This window comes from Pseudomonas sp. NPDC086251, assembly GCF_044746405.1.
Classification (GTDB): Bacteria; Pseudomonadota; Gammaproteobacteria; order Pseudomonadales; family Pseudomonadaceae; genus Aquipseudomonas.
The window spans coordinates 84,016-98,704 of sequence record NZ_JBIVBY010000022.1 but is presented as its reverse complement, the minus strand read 5'-3'; the positions used below and the strand labels follow the sequence as shown (position 1 = coordinate 98,704).

The 14,689-nt window shown below is 58.7% G+C and carries 16 protein-coding genes; 12 read left to right on the top strand and 4 right to left on the bottom strand.

Annotation, left to right across the window (positions count from 1 at the left end; translation table 11 throughout):
* Positions 1 to 86: 86 nt before the first annotated feature.
* Positions 87 to 647: a hypothetical protein gene (locus ACIPL2_RS23965; RefSeq protein ID WP_401360448.1), complete on the bottom strand. Its 561-nt coding sequence runs from the start codon at positions 645 to 647 to the stop codon at positions 87 to 89.
* A 91-nt stretch (positions 648 to 738) separates the two neighbouring features.
* On the bottom strand, positions 739 to 1,038 hold the full coding sequence (locus ACIPL2_RS23960; RefSeq protein ID WP_401360446.1) for a hypothetical protein: 300 nt from the start codon (positions 1,036 to 1,038) through the stop codon (positions 739 to 741).
* A gap of 224 nt (positions 1,039 to 1,262) precedes the next feature.
* On the opposite strand from ACIPL2_RS23960, the gene ACIPL2_RS23955 reads away from it, so the two are divergent.
* The 3 genes from ACIPL2_RS23955 to ACIPL2_RS23945 all read left to right on the top strand — a co-directional run bounded on the left by ACIPL2_RS23955 (position 1,263) and on the right by ACIPL2_RS23945 (position 4,913).
* On the top strand, positions 1,263 to 2,321 hold the full coding sequence (locus ACIPL2_RS23955; protein WP_401360444.1) for a PA0069 family radical SAM protein: 1,059 nt from the start codon (positions 1,263 to 1,265) through the stop codon (positions 2,319 to 2,321).
* A gap of 243 nt (positions 2,322 to 2,564) precedes the next feature.
* Positions 2,565 to 3,296 (top strand): carbonic anhydrase, encoded by a 732-nt coding sequence (locus tag ACIPL2_RS23950; protein WP_059403694.1) that lies wholly within the window; start codon positions 2,565 to 2,567, stop codon positions 3,294 to 3,296.
* A gap of 90 nt (positions 3,297 to 3,386) precedes the next feature.
* Positions 3,387 to 4,913 (top strand): SulP family inorganic anion transporter, encoded by a 1,527-nt coding sequence (locus ACIPL2_RS23945; RefSeq protein WP_401360442.1) that lies wholly within the window; start codon positions 3,387 to 3,389, stop codon positions 4,911 to 4,913.
* 94 nt (positions 4,914 to 5,007) lie between these two features.
* Here the strand turns inward: ACIPL2_RS23945 and ACIPL2_RS23940 are convergent, their stop codons facing one another.
* The gene (locus tag ACIPL2_RS23940) at positions 5,008 to 5,658 is read right to left on the bottom strand and encodes a hypothetical protein (RefSeq protein WP_401360440.1); all 651 of its coding nucleotides are present in this window, start codon (positions 5,656 to 5,658) and stop codon (positions 5,008 to 5,010) included.
* A 371-nt stretch (positions 5,659 to 6,029) separates the two neighbouring features.
* Here ACIPL2_RS23940 and coxB point away from each other — a divergent pair, with 371 nt between their 5' ends.
* The 4 genes from coxB (at position 6,030) to ACIPL2_RS23920 (ending at position 10,420) form a co-directional block, all read left to right on the top strand.
* The gene (coxB, locus tag ACIPL2_RS23935) at positions 6,030 to 7,157 is read left to right on the top strand and encodes a cytochrome c oxidase subunit II (protein ID WP_401360438.1); all 1,128 of its coding nucleotides are present in this window, start codon (positions 6,030 to 6,032) and stop codon (positions 7,155 to 7,157) included.
* An 82-nt stretch (positions 7,158 to 7,239) separates the two neighbouring features.
* Entirely contained in the window at positions 7,240 to 8,829 is a 1,590-nt protein-coding gene (ctaD, locus tag ACIPL2_RS23930; RefSeq protein WP_059403698.1) for a cytochrome c oxidase subunit I, read from the top strand.
* 126 nt (positions 8,830 to 8,955) lie between these two features.
* A complete protein-coding gene (locus ACIPL2_RS23925) occupies positions 8,956 to 9,507 on the top strand; it encodes a cytochrome c oxidase assembly protein (RefSeq protein ID WP_059403699.1) in 552 nt (183 codons plus the stop codon).
* Positions 9,508 to 9,532: 25 nt separating this feature from the next.
* On the top strand, positions 9,533 to 10,420 hold the full coding sequence (locus ACIPL2_RS23920; RefSeq protein WP_401360435.1) for a cytochrome c oxidase subunit 3: 888 nt from the start codon (positions 9,533 to 9,535) through the stop codon (positions 10,418 to 10,420).
* Positions 10,421 to 10,444: 24 nt separating this feature from the next.
* Here ACIPL2_RS23920 and ACIPL2_RS23915 read toward each other — a convergent pair whose 3' ends face one another.
* Positions 10,445 to 10,648 (bottom strand): twin transmembrane helix small protein, encoded by a 204-nt coding sequence (locus tag ACIPL2_RS23915; protein ID WP_008152470.1) that lies wholly within the window; start codon positions 10,646 to 10,648, stop codon positions 10,445 to 10,447.
* Positions 10,649 to 10,718: 70 nt separating this feature from the next.
* Here ACIPL2_RS23915 and ACIPL2_RS23910 point away from each other — a divergent pair, with 70 nt between their 5' ends.
* Genes ACIPL2_RS23910 through ACIPL2_RS23890 form a run of 5 tightly spaced genes read left to right on the top strand, consistent with a single transcriptional unit; the run spans position 10,719 to position 14,627 of the window.
* Entirely contained in the window at positions 10,719 to 11,459 is a 741-nt protein-coding gene (locus ACIPL2_RS23910) for an SURF1 family protein (RefSeq protein WP_401360433.1), read from the top strand.
* The gene (locus ACIPL2_RS23905; RefSeq protein ID WP_401360431.1) at positions 11,425 to 12,018 is read left to right on the top strand and encodes a hypothetical protein; all 594 of its coding nucleotides are present in this window, start codon (positions 11,425 to 11,427) and stop codon (positions 12,016 to 12,018) included. The genes ACIPL2_RS23910 and ACIPL2_RS23905 overlap by 35 nt, the downstream gene beginning before the upstream one ends.
* 10 nt (positions 12,019 to 12,028) lie before the next feature.
* Entirely contained in the window at positions 12,029 to 13,108 is a 1,080-nt protein-coding gene (locus ACIPL2_RS23900) for a heme A synthase (RefSeq protein ID WP_401360429.1), read from the top strand.
* Positions 13,096 to 13,995: a heme o synthase gene (cyoE, locus tag ACIPL2_RS23895; RefSeq protein WP_401360427.1), complete on the top strand. Its 900-nt coding sequence runs from the start codon at positions 13,096 to 13,098 to the stop codon at positions 13,993 to 13,995. The genes ACIPL2_RS23900 and cyoE overlap by 13 nt, the downstream gene beginning before the upstream one ends.
* Complete coding sequence (locus tag ACIPL2_RS23890; RefSeq protein ID WP_401360425.1) at positions 13,992 to 14,627, top strand: SCO family protein; 636 nt, start codon at positions 13,992 to 13,994, stop codon at positions 14,625 to 14,627. Before cyoE ends, ACIPL2_RS23890 begins: the two co-directional genes overlap by 4 nt.
* Positions 14,628 to 14,689 lie beyond the last annotated feature (62 nt).

The window sequence follows — 14,689 nt, the reverse complement described above, 5'->3', positions numbered from 1 at the left end:
GAATCGCCCCTGAGCGGTCAAAGCCCTGTGAGGGGGGTGTCAATGAATCGTGAAACGGTGCTGCCAAGCCTTCAGAAGGCTCGGACTTACAATTTTAGCTTGATGAAAGACTTGAGCAGGTCGTCCAGCCCCTGGATGCGAACAATGCCGGTGTAGGGATTGATCCTTCGGACTATAAAACTTGCGCCATCGTCCACGGATAAAGCAGTCAAGGCATAGTCGAACTCCGACTCATCACCGTCCTCCATATCCAGCACTTCAATTTGCACTCCGATTCTCTGAGGAGGGACAGGTTCAACTGGTTTATCCGGATCAAAGATATCAACAATGTCTTCTGGTTCAAGAGTGAGAAAAACTCCGTAGCCAGGGTCAATGACCGGTTGACGGTAGAAGGCGAGAGCCAGTTGAGTAATAGCGCCTACATCTTTCTCATCAATACTGTTATCTGGAATCACGTCTACATCAGACCAGGGATCGTAGTCGAGTTTGTATTCTTCAGTCCCGGCCGTTATATGTAACACCATGGTGGTTACGTTGGTATAAAGCCCCGCACTTTGTTCTCGCACTAATCTTATAATTACCTTGTTAACTTCAGGAGTTTCTACTCGCTGTAGAAATACGCCTGTATCACCTGGTACCCACATCATACTTTCCCCATGCGCCCAAGCTGCTGCGTATGGACCCCATGCGCAGCAGATCATCCAACCTGTGCCAGTCAGATTGACTGGCACACATCAATTACGGATTGACAATATTTGCGTAAGCTTTGGCCAGTGCCAGCAGTTTTGCCTTATCGCTATCATCGATGTCGCCATCGCCATCCACGTCTCGAGCATTATCAATGCTGAAAGTTTGGCCACCATCGTATGACGAAGCATAGTAAGTAGTGGAGTCGAGCAAACGCTCCATGGGTGTGCCATCACCATTCAGGCCCGGCTCTTTCAAAGCAAACTGCAGGGAGACTAATACTTCGTCCGGCTCGACAATGCTCGGACCAAGTTTTTGCAGAAAAATGCCACGTTGATTGAAGTTAGACATTATTAAATCCTTTTAGTGATATCCATATTTAGTTTTACAGCGACTCAAACAATACAGACAACTATAACGGCAAAGCCATTATTCATATGTAACTCTCAATTGCATAAAACGCAAAAGCGCATTTCTACCTTTGTATCCATTAAGGTGAGAAAGCGCCGAACGGCAGTGGCTCGCCGATGCGCCCTGCGATACTGTATGCACATACAGCATCAAGGGTTCTCCCGATGAATACGCCATTGCCCCCACGCGGTCGCGGCACCGCGACCAATCCGCATAACCGCTTCGCCCCCAGTCGCTCGGTGGCCGAGGACGACGGCTGGTATCAGGAAGCGCCGATGACCCAAGGCACCGAAGTGCGCATCGAGACCGCGAAAACCATCATCACCCGCAACAACTCGCCGGACCTGCCCTTCGATCGCTCGATCAATCCTTATCGCGGCTGCGAGCACGGGTGCATCTATTGTTACGCGCGGCCCAGCCACGCCTATTGGGATATGTCGCCGGGGCTGGATTTCGAAACCAAGCTGATCGCCAAGACCAACGCTGCCGATGTGCTGGAAGAACAGCTCTGCAAGCGCGGCTACCAATGTGCACCGATCAACCTGGGTTCCAACACCGATCCTTATCAACCGATCGAACGCGAACACAAGATCACCCGGCAAACCCTCGAAGTGCTGCTGCGTTATCGCCATCCGGTAACCATCATTACCAAAGGCTCGCTGATTCTTCGCGACCTGGACCTGCTGGCCGAACTTGCCCGGCAACGGTTGGTGGCTGTAATGATCAGCCTGACGACCCTGGACGATGAACTCAAACGCATCCTCGAACCCCGCGCCGCAGCACCCAAGGCTCGACTGCGGGCCATCCGGGTGATGCGCGAAGCGGGAATACCGGTGGGGGTGCTCTGTTCGCCGATGATTCCAATGATCAATGACAGCGAACTCGAAAGCCTGCTCACCGAGGCCCATGCAGCGGGCGCGCAGAGTGCCGCTTACATGATGCTGCGCCTGCCTCTGGAAGTGGCGCCGCTGTTCGAAGAATGGCTGGCGGCCCACTATCCTCAACGTGCCGCGCATGTGTTGAGCCTGATTCGCCAAAGCCGTGGCGGTGAGCTCTACGACAGTCGGTTTGGCGCCCGGATGCGCGGCGAAGGACCGTTCGCCGACCTCTTGGCGCAACGCTTTGCCAAAACCATCAAGCGTCTGGGGCTTAATCGTCGGGAAGGATTTAATCTGGATTGCGATGCCTTCTGTCCGCCGGGTCGCCAAATGTCGTTGATTTAAGGACAATTGGCCTATGGTTGAGTGGTTGGAAAGGCGCTTTGCCATTAGGCTGGTCACGTTTTTTGTGACCTGGAACACACGTTCTAGAGCGTTTCATTCAGTTTGAGTTAAGTTTCAACGGCTACCTTGTTCATCGAGTGACTGACGGGTCGAGATCTTCGGCCTGGATGTTTTTTAAACAGCCACTGGCTTCACACCGGACAAAACGGGAAAATTCCCTGACTCCGCCAAAGAGGATGAATCATGAGTGACAAGGATAAACAGCCGCTGGCTGCGTCGGCTTCAGCCCAACCGGAGGCGGAAACCGCCGATGCAGCGTTGCAGCATATCGTTGACGGCTTTTTGCATTTTCATCATGAGGTTTTTCCACAGCAGGAAGAACTCTTCAAAAAACTCGCCACGGCCCAGAGCCCCAGGGCGATGTTCATCGCCTGCGCCGATTCGCGCATCGTTCCTGAGCTGATCACCCAAAGCGCCCCCGGCGACCTGTTCGTGACCCGCAACGTCGGCAACGTCGTTCCGCCTTATGGGCAGATGAACGGCGGTGTTTCCACGGCCATCGAATACGCGGTCCTGGCCCTCGGCGTGCAGCACATCATCATTTGTGGGCACTCCGACTGCGGTGCGATGCGCGCGGTACTCAACCCGCAAAGCCTGGAAAAAATGCCCACGGTCAAAGCCTGGTTGCGTCATGCCGAAGTGGCGAAAACCATGGTCCAGGAAAACTGTCATTGCGCTGACGAAAACGAAAGCATGCACGTCCTCACCGAGGAAAATGTGATCGCTCAGTTGCAGCATTTGCGCACGCATCCGTCGGTAGCCTCGCGCATGGCCAATGGTCATCTGTTTATCCATGGTTGGATCTACAACATCGAAACCAGCGAAATCAGAGCTTACGACGCGGATCAGGGTTGTTTCCTGCCGCTCGATGGCAGCCATCCGATTCCGGTGGCGACGCCCAAGGCGCGCTTCTAAAACCTCCTAAATCCTTGTGTGGTTTAGCCATGGCTGCTGATCAAGCAGCCTGGCTTTGCCATGCCTGAAGAAAACTTCGGGAGAATCCCTATGCGTGCTGCGCAATTAAAAGCTGTTCTGCCACGGGAGCTGTTGGCTTCGGTGGTCGTGTTTCTGGTCGCCCTGCCCTTGTGCATGGGTATTGCCATCGCCTCAGGGCTGCCGCCCGCCAAAGGTTTGATCACCGGGATCATTGGTGGTCTGGTCGTGGGCTGGCTTGCCGGTTCGCCGCTGCAAGTCAGCGGCCCGGCGGCGGGTTTGGCCGTGTTGGTGTTCGAACTGGTGCGCCAGCACGGTATCGCCATGCTTGGCCCAATCCTGCTGCTGGCGGGTTTTCTGCAACTGGTGGCCGGGCGCTTGAAGCTCGGCTGCTGGTTTCGGGTGACGGCGCCAGCGGTGGTCTATGGCATGCTCGCCGGGATTGGCGTGCTGATCGTGCTATCGCAAGTGCATGTGATGCTCGACGCGGTGCCCAAGCCTTCCGGACTGGATAACCTGTCAGCCTTCCCGGCCGCCGTCGCTCAGGCTTTGCCGTCGTTTGGCTGGCAGGCAGGTTTGCTGGGCCTATCGACCATTGCCGTGATGTACTTGTGGGAAAAATTCCGTCCGCACTCCCTGCGTTTTGTTCCGGGTGCGTTGCTCGGTGTCGGTCTGGCGACGATTGCCAGCCTGATACTCGCACTGCAAGTCAAACGCGTGGAGGTACCGGCCAATCTGGCAGAGGCCATCGACTGGCTGAAACCTGCGGATTTGCTCAACCTGGCCGATCCGACGTTGCTGATCGCCGCGTTTGCCGTGGCCTTCATCGCCAGTGCCGAAACGCTGCTTTCGGCCGCGGCCGTTGACCGTATGCACAGCGGCCAGCGTTCGGACTTTGACCGGGAGTTATCGGCACAAGGTGTCGGCAATATGCTCTGTGGCCTGCTCGGCGCATTACCCATGACCGGCGTGATCGTGCGCAGCTCGGCCAACGTCCAGGCCGGCGCCACCACGCGAATGTCGGCGATCTTCCACGGTTTGTGGCTGCTGGCGTTCGTGTTGTTGCTGTCCAGCGTGTTGCAAAGCATTCCGGTGGCAAGCCTGGCGGGTGTGCTGGTTTACACCGGCTTCAAGCTGGTCGACCTGAAAGCCTTTCGTGGCTTGGGCCGTTATGGCCGGATGCCGATGTTCACGTACGCGGCGACCGCACTGGCAATCATCTTCACCGACTTGCTGACCGGCGTGCTGATCGGCTTCGGTCTGACCTTGGCCAAGCTCGCCTGGAAAGCCTCGCGACTGAAGATCAGCCTGATCGATCTGCCCAATGATGGTGAAATGGAATTACGGCTGATGGGTGCGGCAACCTTTCTCAAGGTGCCAGCGCTGACCCAGGTGTTGGGCACGATTCCGGCAGGCGCGACGGTGCATGTGCCGCTCAATAACCTGAGCTACATCGATCATTCGTGTCTGGAATTGCTGGAGGAGTGGGGCCGGGCGAATGCGGCGAAGGGTTCGAAGCTGCTGATTGAGGCGCGGGGTTTGAAGCGCAGGCTGGAAGGCCGATTGCGTACAACCACCGGAGTCGGTGCGACCGGCTAAATCACCTGTAGGAGCGAGGCTTGCCCGCGAAGCTTTTGGCGTACTTGAGGACGCCTTCGCGGGCAAGCCTCGCTCCTACAGGTGGGTTGCAGCTTTATGCAGCGGGCTGCTCCAGCTCCAGGCCGACGCCCAAGCGGCGCGACATGCACGGCCAGCGCTTCCACGCAGCGCCCGTATCCGGGCTGCTGAGTTTTTCGCGGTAGATTTCCACCGACTCCAGCGCAAAGCTTTCGTCGTCGAGCATGCTGTCCACCGCGTGGTGCACCACTTCATCCAGTTGGTTGGCAAATTCCTCACCGATCAATTGGTGGGCAATGAGGTTGGCGACAGTCATGTCCAATGGGATCAGTGGCTGGCCAAAATGCTTGATGTACAGGTCATTGACCTCTTCGACAAACCGATGCGCCAGATAGGCTTCATCCAGCAGGCTATCAAGCCCGATGTGCCCGGACATGATGTCCGGCGGCTGGAGAAAGTACTGTTCGGCGATTTTCAGCACCGGTTTGATTTGCGACTCGATACCCGCTTCCCTGGCAACTTCATTGGCTGCATCCAGCAGATCAGGCACTTCATCGATGTAGGCGGCGACAAAACGCGTCAACACGCCGTTGGCATCCGCCTCGGGTAATTGGATCGACGGGTGCAGGTGAGGCAGTTTGCTTTCCAGCTGACGAGTCAGCAGGCCGGTCTCGGCTTCATGTTGTTGGGCTTTTTGGATCTGCTCGCGCAATGCGGCGGTGTTCATGAAAACTCCAGGAAACAAAGGCAATGAAATAGGGAAGACATAACTTAGCTGGCTTATGAAAAGGGCTAAGACGCATTTGTCATAATTGTTTCATCCTTGAGAGCTCAGAGTTATATCCATTCGCCACCACTCGTCTGCATCCTTCTCCATTCGTGACCTTGAACGCAAGTCCCAGCTGTTTCAGATCATTTACGCCATCACATTGCGAGGTCGCACTCGCTGTCTATACTCGGGTGGGAATGGAGTTAGCTGATGACGCCCGACTGCACACGCAGCAAGGCTCGGCGATTCAAGTTCGTAGTCTGAAAAAGCCGCTCCCTTGCCGCAGGTGAAAGCCGGCGGGATAACAAGAACGATAAGGGGAACCCGCAATGATGCGACATCCACACGTCTGGATGGGCCTCCTGTTGTGGTCAATTTTCAGCCCGGCACACGCTGCCTGGACTGTGAATATGGCGCCTGGAGCGACTGAAATCAGTCACGCAGTATTTGACCTGCACATGACCATTTTCTGGATCTGCGTAGTGATCGGCATCATCGTCTTCGGCGCCATGTTCTGGTCGATGATTCTCCACCGTCGCTCGACCGGGCAGGTGGCCGCAAAATTTCATGAAAGCACCACCGTCGAAATCCTCTGGACCATCGTGCCGTTCCTGATCCTGGTGGCGATGGCGATTCCGGCGACCGCCACCCTGATCAAGATGTACGACGCCAGTGAGCCGGATATCGATATCCAGGTCACCGGCTATCAGTGGAAGTGGCACTACAAATACCTGGGCCAGGACGTTGAGTTCTTCAGCAACCTGACCACACCCGCCGACCAGATCCACAACAAGGAAGCCAAAGGCGAGCATTACTTGCTCGAAGTCGACAAGCCGCTGGTGCTGCCGATTGGCGCCAAGGTGCGTTTTCTCGTGACCTCCGCCGACGTTATCCACTCGTGGTGGGTGCCGGCCTTCGCGGTCAAGCGCGATGCGATTCCGGGGTTCGTCAACGAAGCCTGGACCCGAATCGAAAAGCCCGGCCTCTACCGGGGCCAGTGCGCCGAACTGTGCGGCAAGGACCACGGCTTCATGCCCATCGTGGTCGAGGTCAAGGAAAAGGCCGACTACGAAAAATGGCTGGGCGAGCGCAAGGCTGAAGCCCTGCAGCTCAAAGAGCTGACCAGCAAGGAATGGACCCTCGACGAGCTCAAGGAACGCGGCGACAAGATTTATCACACCACCTGTGTGGCCTGTCACCAGGCCGAAGGTCAGGGCCTGCCGCCGATGTTCCCGGCACTCAAGGGCTCGAAAATCGCTACAGGACCTAAAGAAGGTCACCTGAGCATTGTCTTCCACGGCAAGCCTGGCACCGCCATGGCGGCGTTCGGCAAGCAGCTCTCGGAAGTCGATATCGCGGCGGTCGTGACCTACGAACGTAACGCCTGGGGCAACAACAAGGGCGACATGGTCACTCCTAAAGAAGTGCTGGAGCTGAAACAGGCGGAAAGCAAATGACCCGGTCTATTGCGCATCTAAGGAACCGGTCGGGGCAGCGCGCCCCGGCCTGCCCAGCCCATCTGTTTGCAGGAGACACGCCATGAGCGCCGTCATCGATGACCATGGTCATGCCACCGATCACGCCCACGGCCCGGCCAAAGGCCTGATGCGTTGGGTGCTGACCACCAACCACAAGGACATCGGCACGCTGTACCTGTGGTTCGCGTTTTCCATGTTCCTGTTGGGCGGTTCGTTCGCGATGGTGATTCGCGCCGAGCTGTTCCAGCCCGGGCTGCAAATCGTCGAACCGGCGTTCTTCAACCAGATGACCACCATGCACGGTCTGGTCATGGTGTTCGGTGCGGTGATGCCGGCCTTCGTCGGCCTCGCCAACTGGATGATCCCGTTGATGATCGGCGCGCCGGACATGGCCCTGCCACGGATGAACAACTTCAGCTTCTGGCTGTTGCCAGCGGCGTTCATCCTGCTGGTGTCGACCCTGTTCACCCCCGGTGGCGGACCGAACTTCGGCTGGACGTTCTACGCCCCGCTGTCGACAACCTACGCACCGGAAAGCGTGACGTTCTTCATCTTCGCCATCCACTTGATGGGGATCAGTTCGATCATGGGCGCGATCAATGTGATCGCGACCATCCTCAACCTGCGCGCCCCCGGCATGACGCTGATGAAAATGCCGCTGTTCGTCTGGACCTGGCTGATCACTGCGTTCCTGCTGATCGCGGTGATGCCGGTACTGGCGGGCTGCGTGACGATGATGCTGATGGACATCCACTTCGGCACCAGCTTCTTCAGTGCCGCCGGTGGCGGTGATCCGGTGTTGTTCCAGCACGTGTTCTGGTTCTTCGGCCATCCCGAGGTGTACATCATGATCCTGCCGGCCTTCGGTGCCGTCAGCTCGATCATCCCGACCTTCTCGCGCAAGCCGTTGTTCGGCTACACCTCGATGGTCTACGCCACGGCAAGCATTGCGTTCCTGTCGTTTATCGTCTGGGCGCACCACATGTTCGTGGTCGGCATTCCGCTGGTGGGCGAGCTGTTCTTCATGTACGCCACGCTGCTGATCGCCGTGCCCACTGGCGTGAAGGTGTTCAACTGGGCGAGCACCATGTGGCAGGGCTCGCTGACCTTCGAGACGCCGATGTTGTTTGCGGTGGCGTTCGTCATCCTGTTCTCCATCGGCGGTTTCTCCGGGCTGATGCTGGCCATCGCCCCGGCGGACTTCCAGTACCAGGACACCTACTTCGTGGTCGCGCACTTCCACTACGTGCTGGTACCGGGAGCGATCTTCGGGATCTTTGCCTCGGCGTATTACTGGATGCCGAAGTGGACCGGGCACATGTACGACGAAACCCTCGGCAAGCTGCACTTCTGGCTCTCGTTCATCGGCATGAACATGGCGTTCTTCCCGATGCACTTCGTGGGGCTGGCGGGCATGCCACGGCGGATTCCGGACTACAACCTGCAATTCGCCGACTTCAACATGGTCTCGTCGATTGGCGCGTTCATGTTCGGCACCACGCAGATCTTCTTCCTGTTCATCGTGATCAAGACCATCCGCGGCGGCCCGCCTGCACCGGCCAAACCGTGGGATGGGGCTGAAGGGCTGGAGTGGAGTATTCCGTCACCGGCGCCGTATCACACGTTCACCACGCCGCCGGAAGTGAAATGACTGTAGGAGCGAGCCTGCTCGCGATGGACGTCAACGAAAACGCCGGGAGCCTGACACGCCGTGGCGCTCTCGGTTTTTTCGCGAGCGAGCTCGCTCCTACAGGGTTATGGGCAGAGGTTTGGAATCATGGCTGATTCAATTTCGTTGAAAAAGCTGGTCACGCGTCTACTGATGGTGGTGGTGGCGATGTTTGTCTTCGGTTTTGCCCTGGTGCCGATCTACGACGTGATGTGCAAGGCCTTCGGCATCAACGGCAAGACGGCCGGGCAGTACGAAGGCGAGCAAACGGTCGACACGTCGCGGCAGGTGCGCGTGCAGTTTCTGTCGACCAACTCGGCCGACATGTCCTGGGATTTCTACCCGAAAGGCGATGAGCTGATCGCAAACCCGGGGGCGGTGAACGAGATGATCTTCATCGCGCACAACCCCACAGATCGGCCGATGAGCGCCCAGGCGGTTCCGAGCATCGCGCCGAGCAACGCGGCGGCCTATTTCCACAAGACCGAATGTTTCTGCTTTACCCAGCAAGTGTTGCAGCCCGGTGAGCGGATCGAGATGCCGGTACGTTTCATTGTTGACCGTGACATGCCCAAGGATGTGAAGCACCTGACGCTGTCCTACACGCTGTTCGATATCACCGCCCGACATCCACCGGTAGCCGTAAACACTGGCGGCTGAGCGTGCCCGATAAGGAGAACAATAAATGGCAACTCATGAACACTATTACGTACCGGCCCAGAGCAAATGGCCGATTATCGCCACGGTCGGCATGCTCACGACAGTGTTCGGCCTGGCCACCTGGTTCAATGACCTGAAAGCGGCGCGGCCGGAATCCCACGGCCCGCTGATCTTTTTCGTCGGCGGGCTGCTGCTGGCTTACATGCTGTTCGGCTGGTTCGGTACGGTGATCAAGGAAAGCCGCGGCGGGTTGTACAGCGCACAGATGGATCGCTCGTTTCGCTGGGGCATGAGCTGGTTCATCTTCTCGGAGGTGATGTTCTTCATCGCCTTCTTCGGTGCCCTGTTTTATGTGCGTCACGTGTCCGGCCCGGCCCTCGGTGGCGAGGGCGCCAAAGGCATCGCCCACATGCTGTGGCCAAACTTCCAGTTCACCTGGCCATTGCTGAATAACCCCGACTCGAAACTGTTCCCGCCGCCCAAGGAAGTCATCAGCCCTTGGGGCCTGCCACTGCTCAATACAGTTTTACTGGTCAGCTCCAGCGTCACCGTGACCATCGCCCACCATGCCTTGAAGAAGGGCCATCGCGGTGCGCTGAAAATCTGGCTGGCGATCACCGTGTTGCTGGGTTGCGCGTTCCTTGGCTTCCAGGCCGAAGAGTACCTGCACGCCTACCACGAACTGGGCCTGACCCTCGGTTCCGGCATCTACGGCGCGACCTTCTTCATGCTCACCGGTTTCCACGGCGCCCACGTGACCATCGGCACCATCATCCTGTTCGTGATGCTGATGCGGATCATGCGCGGGCACTTCGATAACGAGCACCAGTTCGGTTTTGAAGCGGCGAGTTGGTACTGGCACTTCGTGGACGTGGTGTGGATCGGGTTGTTCGTTTTCGTTTACGTGTTGTAGGAGCGAGCTTGCTCGCTCCTACACCTACCAAGGCACGTGCGACACCAACTGGCCGCTGAAAAAACCCCAGGCAATCAAGCCGACGGTGATGGCGGCCAGCGCCACACGAACACTCAAGGCAATGACGAGGCGGTTCGAGCTGCTGTCGTCCTTGACCAGAAAAAACAGGCCGCTGAACAGGCTGACAACCGTGGCAATCAGCATCAGGACGATAGCTGCTTTGAGCATGGTGAGACTCCGGGGGAAAGGCGATGCACTTGAGTATAGCTATCGCGACTAGCGACTTTCTGGCGATGCCATGAAGCGCTTCCGGCCGGGCATCGTGCCGACATTGGTGGTCGCGCTATTGCTGCCGCTGCTGGTGTCGCTCGGGTTCTGGCAATTGAGCCGGGGCGCGGAGAAAAGCGCGCTGCTGCAAAGCTACGCCGAACGCCGTGCCGCTGAACCGATGGCCAGCACCGAGCTGCAACACACCGAAGATCCAGCTTTTCGCCGCGTGCGCCTGCATGGCCAGTTCGATGCGACGCACAGCCTGCTGCTGGATAACCGTCAGCGCGACGGCAAGGTTGGAGTCGAGTTGCTGCAACCGTTTCAGGATCAGGCGACCGGGCTTTGGCTGCTGGTCAATCGCGGCTGGCTGCCGTGGCCCGATCGGCGCACACCGCCGCAATTCACCACGCCTAAAGAACCGTTGAGCCTCGATGCATCGGTCTACGTCTCCCCCGGCGCGACCTTTCAATTACATGCCGATCCGAGCACCACAACCTGGCCTCAGCTGGTGACAGCCGTTGAGCCGGCGAAGCTCTGGGCAGTGCTTGACCGTGAAGGGTTTGCCTACGAATTACGTGCAGAAGCCGGTCCCGCGTCCTACCAGGCCGATTGGCCGGTGGTGGCCATGGGGCCGGAAAAACACATCGCTTATGCCGTGCAGTGGTTCGCCATGTCGATCGCCCTGCTCGGCCTATATCTCTATCTCGGCTGGCACAACGCAAAGGAGAAACACCATGGGAGCGGCCATGAATCCACCCAGCATGTCTGAGGCGAAAACGCCGGCAAGTCGGCGCAAGGGGCGCTTGCAGTTGCTGCTGATCCTGCTCGGGGTGATCGGTCCGATGATCCTCGCCACCGGCATGTACAAATTGCAGTTCTGGGTGCCGGAGGGGCGCAGTTATCACGGCGAACTGATCGGCAACGGCCAGACCCGCGCCGACCTCGGCGTGCAGGCGCAGGAAGACCGCTGGCAGATGCTGGTGACGGCGCCCAAGGAGTGTTCGGTGGACTGCCAGCAACTGGTGTATCTGGCGCGACAAATCCAGATCGGCCTCGGTCGCGATGCTTCACGCGCCAGCCACGCGTTGGCCGCCGCGCAACCGCTGGCTGCCGATTACGAAGCCAAGCTGACCCGCGAATACCCGCAACTGCAACGCTACCCCATGGACCTGACCACCTTCAGCAAGACGACGGGCGATCAGGCGGTGCCGCAGCTATGGATCATCGACCCGCACGGCAATCTGGTGCTGCGCTACGACCCGACCGTCAAGGGCAAGGACCTGCTCAACGACCTGCGTCACCTGCTGAAACTGTCGAACATCGGATAAGGGCATCGTCATGGCCAAACCTGGATTTCGCCTCGCGCTGTTTGCCACGTTGCTGGCACTGATTGTGGTGTTGCTCGGCGCCTACACCCGCCTGACCCACGCCGGCCTCGGCTGTCCGGACTGGCCCGGCTGCTACGGCTTTATCAGCGTGCCGAAAAGCGAAGCCCAATTGGCCCATGCCGAATTGCACTTTCCCGATGCGCCAGTGGAAGCCCACAAGGGCTGGAACGAGATGGTCCACCGTTACTTCGCTGGGACGCTGGGGATGTTGATCTCGGTGCTGGCCGGTCGCGCCTGGGTGCATCGGCGTCATCCGGGGCAACCGGTGAAGTTGCCGCTGTTCCTACTGGCGGTGGTGTTCGCCCAAGCGGCATTTGGCATGTGGACGGTGACGCTCAAGCTCTGGCCGCAGGTGGTCACCGGGCATTTGCTCGGTGGGTTTGCAACGTTGAGTTTGTTGTTCCTGCTGACCTTAAGACTGTCTGGCGTACTGCCGGCGCTGACGGTGCCGCGCCGCTTGCAGTACTGGGCGACGGCCGGATTACTGCTGGTGATCCTGCAAATTGCCCTCGGTGGCTGGGTCAGTTCCAACTACGCGGCGGTGGCCTGCATCGACTTCCCGACCTGTCACGGGCAATGGCTGCCACAGGCTGATTTCGCCAACGGCTTTCACCTGACCCAACACATCGGCCCGAACTACCTCGGCGGGCAACTGGACAGCGATGCGCGCACGGCAATTCATCTGACGCACCGTATCGGCGCCCTGCTGGTGACTGTTGCCCTGCTGGGGTTGGCCTGGCAACTGAAAGTCGTCGGCATGACGCGCCTGGCCGGGTTGGTGCTGATCGCCCTCGCCGCACAAATCACCCTGGGCATCAGCAACGTGTTGTTTCATCTGCCACTGCCGGTGGCCGTCGCCCATAACGCGGGCGGCGCCGCGTTGCTGCTGACGATGGTGCTGGTCAATTATCACGCGCGAACCAGTCTGGTTCGGGTCAAGCAGCAATCCCCTGCGCGCTGGCGGTTCAGCCCGCGCAAACACTCGGCCGGGCCCATAACAATAAAAGGAGAGATGCCATGGCGACTCTGATTGGCGAACATCACAGTCAGGCGATCTGGCGTGACTACCTGGAGCTGACCAAGCCGAAAGTGGTGGTGCTGATGCTCATCACTTCACTGGTGGGCATGTTCCTCGCGACCCGCGCCGGGGTGCCGTGGACGGTGCTGGTGTTCGGCAACCTGGGGATTGCCCTGTGTGCCGGTGGGGCGGCGGCGGTCAATCATGTGGTGGACCGGCGGATCGATGCGGTGATGGCCCGCACGCACAAACGGCCCTTGGCCGAAGGCCGGGTGTCACCGGCGGCTGCGCTGACGTTCGCACTGGTGCTGGCCGTGCTCGGCCAAGCCATTCTGTTGGCCTTCACTAATCCGTTGACCGCTTGGCTGACCCTCGCCTCGCTGCTCGGTTACGCGGTGGTTTATACCGGTTTCCTGAAACGCGCGACGCCACAGAACATCGTCATCGGTGGCCTGGCCGGCGCCGCGCCGCCGCTGCTCGGCTGGACCGCAGCCACCGGTCACATCAGCGCCGAACCGCTGTTGCTGGTGCTGATCATCTTCGCCTGGACCCCGCCACACTTCTGGGCCCTGGCGATTCACCGCAAAGAGGAATACGCCAAAGCCGACATTCCGATGCTGCCGGTGACCCACGGCGAGCACTACACCAAGGTCCATATTCTGCTGTATACCTTCGCACTGCTGGCCGTCAGCCTGATGCCGTACGTGATCCACATGAGCGGCATGCTCTACCTGATTTGTGCGCTGGGACTGGGCGCGAGGTTTCTGCAATGGGCCGTGGTGCTGTACCGTGGCACTCGGCCGCACGCGGCGATCAACACGTTCAAGTACTCTATTTACTACTTGTTCCTGCTGTTTATCGCCCTGCTCGTAGACCACTACCTACTGTTGAACCTATGACTCGAACTCAGAAAACCGTCTTCATCCTCGTCGCCCTGATCGCGCTGGTTCTGGGCCTGACCATCAACAAAGTGCTGTCCGGCAAAGGCCAGGGCGACCCGACCGCGTTGATCGACGCCGGCATCATCCTGTTGCCGCAAAGCCGTAATTTGCCGAACGTGACGATGACCGACCAGGACGGCAAACCGGTGGCGGTCAACGAGCTGAAAGACAAGTGGAGCCTGCTGTTCTTCGGCTACACCTTCTGCCCGGACATCTGCCCGACCACCCTCGCCCAACTGCGCCAGATCAAAAGCGAACTGCCGCCCGAGGTTGTGGATAAGTTGCAGATCATCCTGGTCAGCGTCGACCCGAATCGCGACACGCCGAAGCAGCTCAAGCAGTATCTGGGCTACTTTGATCCGCAGTTCCAGGGGCTGACGGCCTCATCGGTGGACGACATTCAGAAGCTCGCCAATGCCGTGAGCATTCCGTTTATTCCAGCGGACACCAGCAAGCCGAATTATACCGTTGATCACAGCGGCAACCTGGCGGTGATCGGTCCGGATGGGACGCAGCGTGGGTTTATTCGGGCGCCGTTGAATAATGTGAAGTTGGTGGCGCAGTTGCCGGTGATGCTCAAACGCAAATAAGCACCACCCCCACTGTAGGAGCCAGGCTTGCCGGCGAAGGCGATCTCACGGACGCCTTCGCC

Excerpts from the sequence above, each read along its gene's own strand:
- ACIPL2_RS23965 (WP_401360448.1), bottom strand. The coding sequence starts at position 647 with ATGATGTGGGTACCAGGTGATACAGGCGTATTTCTACAGCGAGTAGAA.
- ACIPL2_RS23960 (WP_401360446.1), bottom strand. The coding sequence starts at position 1,038 with ATGTCTAACTTCAATCAACGTGGCATTTTTCTGCAAAAACTTGGTCCG.
- ACIPL2_RS23955 (WP_401360444.1), top strand. The coding sequence starts at position 1,263 with ATGAATACGCCATTGCCCCCACGCGGTCGCGGCACCGCGACCAATCCG.
- ACIPL2_RS23950 (WP_059403694.1), top strand. The coding sequence starts at position 2,565 with ATGAGTGACAAGGATAAACAGCCGCTGGCTGCGTCGGCTTCAGCCCAA.
- ACIPL2_RS23945 (WP_401360442.1), top strand. The coding sequence starts at position 3,387 with ATGCGTGCTGCGCAATTAAAAGCTGTTCTGCCACGGGAGCTGTTGGCT.
- ACIPL2_RS23940 (WP_401360440.1), bottom strand. The coding sequence starts at position 5,658 with ATGAACACCGCCGCATTGCGCGAGCAGATCCAAAAAGCCCAACAACAT.
- coxB (WP_401360438.1), top strand. The coding sequence starts at position 6,030 with ATGATGCGACATCCACACGTCTGGATGGGCCTCCTGTTGTGGTCAATT.
- ctaD (WP_059403698.1), top strand. The coding sequence starts at position 7,240 with ATGAGCGCCGTCATCGATGACCATGGTCATGCCACCGATCACGCCCAC.
- ACIPL2_RS23925 (WP_059403699.1), top strand. The coding sequence starts at position 8,956 with ATGGCTGATTCAATTTCGTTGAAAAAGCTGGTCACGCGTCTACTGATG.
- ACIPL2_RS23920 (WP_401360435.1), top strand. The coding sequence starts at position 9,533 with ATGGCAACTCATGAACACTATTACGTACCGGCCCAGAGCAAATGGCCG.
- ACIPL2_RS23915 (WP_008152470.1), bottom strand. The coding sequence starts at position 10,648 with ATGCTCAAAGCAGCTATCGTCCTGATGCTGATTGCCACGGTTGTCAGC.
- ACIPL2_RS23910 (WP_401360433.1), top strand. The coding sequence starts at position 10,719 with ATGAAGCGCTTCCGGCCGGGCATCGTGCCGACATTGGTGGTCGCGCTA.
- ACIPL2_RS23905 (WP_401360431.1), top strand. The coding sequence starts at position 11,425 with ATGGGAGCGGCCATGAATCCACCCAGCATGTCTGAGGCGAAAACGCCG.
- ACIPL2_RS23900 (WP_401360429.1), top strand. The coding sequence starts at position 12,029 with ATGGCCAAACCTGGATTTCGCCTCGCGCTGTTTGCCACGTTGCTGGCA.
- cyoE (WP_401360427.1), top strand. The coding sequence starts at position 13,096 with ATGGCGACTCTGATTGGCGAACATCACAGTCAGGCGATCTGGCGTGAC.
- ACIPL2_RS23890 (WP_401360425.1), top strand. The coding sequence starts at position 13,992 with ATGACTCGAACTCAGAAAACCGTCTTCATCCTCGTCGCCCTGATCGCG.